This is a genomic window from Acetobacter fabarum (genome assembly GCF_011516925.1).
GTDB lineage: Bacteria > Pseudomonadota > Alphaproteobacteria > Acetobacterales > Acetobacteraceae > Acetobacter > Acetobacter fabarum.
Genome location: NZ_WOTG01000065.1, coordinates 1 through 529 on the forward strand (window position 1 = coordinate 1; position 529 = coordinate 529).

Here is a 529-nt window from a genome sequence, read left to right on the forward strand (position 1 = left end):
GACCGATGGTGCGGCCTATCTGGTGCGTAATGGTGCGGCATGGCTGCTGGACATTGTGGCGAGCGCGCGACTGGTTCCAGCCGTCAGACGTGCTGAGTTCGAGTGCTGGACGCTCAGGGTGGATCTTACCAAACACTGCGCCGAGGTTGTCTGCACAGACGGGAACGGCGAGCGCGAGGCCAACATCCTGTACCGCCAGCCTGTAGGCTATACGGATTTCCCTCTGGCAGAACTGAAACTTTACGTTGTGGCCGATAGCGATCCCGGCAAGGTCGTCATGCTCACATCCGAATACTGAGCGACGCCGCGTCAGTGCGTGCGCCAAAATGGACACAGCCACGTACTGGCTTCCGTGGTCTTTAGGTGTGCTGTGCATTGAGATCGCCACACAAAAAGAAAAACACCAAACCACAAAAGCAAAACCCGCTGCCACGTCTGGGAGGCCGCCACCAGAGGCAAGCTCTGGCCCCGGCCTCCCAGACGTGGCGGACGCGGACGTGTTGAAAACAAAATATGAAAAGGAAGCCAT

The 529-nt window shown here is 58.0% G+C and carries 2 protein-coding genes; both read left to right on the plus strand.

The genetic code is table 11. The features are described 5' to 3' along the window. Positions 1-298, plus strand: a 298-nt coding sequence (locus GOB83_RS15390; RefSeq protein ID WP_165926637.1) for a DUF6876 family protein, incomplete at its 5' end; no start/stop codon positions are given. Positions 299-326: 28 nt separating this feature from the next. Continuing rightward, positions 327-529, plus strand: a 203-nt coding sequence (locus GOB83_RS15395; RefSeq protein WP_206752423.1) for a hypothetical protein, incomplete at its 3' end; no start/stop codon positions are given.